Origin of the sequence: Gracilimonas sp. (assembly GCF_031581265.1) — a bacterium.
Lineage (GTDB): Bacteria > Bacteroidota > Rhodothermia > Balneolales > Balneolaceae > Gracilimonas.
Map to the genome: position 1 here is coordinate 1 of NZ_JAVLBQ010000067.1, position 637 is coordinate 637.

The 637-nt window shown below is 43.5% G+C and carries 1 pseudogene; it reads left to right on the forward strand.

The window, feature by feature from the left end:
- Positions 1-335, forward strand: a pseudogene (locus RI561_RS13765) (hypothetical protein); the annotation flags it as partial.
- Positions 336-637 lie beyond the last annotated feature (302 nt).

The window sequence follows — 637 nt, forward strand, 5'->3', positions numbered from 1 at the left end:
GGTTGATCGTATTTCCGGAAAGCACTTCTTCAGGAGGAGAAGCAGTACTACCATTTCACGCTTCCTTGCTCAAATATCCCGCGGAGGCTGAGGTTCCGGTTCATACTGCCGCCATTTCATATATAACCGGAGCTTGTGACGAACCAGCGCGGGACAGTGTTTGCTTTTTCGGAGCGCGCCATGGATTTCTGGAGCATGTGTTAAAGCTTGCACAAACCAGGGAAGTGCATTGTAAAATCCGGTTCAACGATAAAGCGGTTCGATCTTCAGACAGAAAAGAACTTGCCCAAAAATTACAGGAGAATGTAGAAGAGGTTTTCGAGCCAACTTCATAATAATCTTATTCAGATTTCAGAGGTCAACATAATGTTCTTGTTCTTTTGTGCCAACAAAAGAACCAAAAGCTCTATCCGGCGAAAAAAGCGCTAAATATGTCTCCATTTCACTAAAAGAAATCAATGCTCCTATTCTGGGCTTGCAGGAAATAAGACATTCATGCGCCCCGAATTCTCGGGGTTTCTAAACGCTACATTCTGCCATATTCTAAACGCTCTTTTTTCTAAGGTCGAATTTTTTGGTGACTTCCCATCGTTCTCCATCATGCCTCAATAAATACAGGTTTTCGGCCACAAACTGC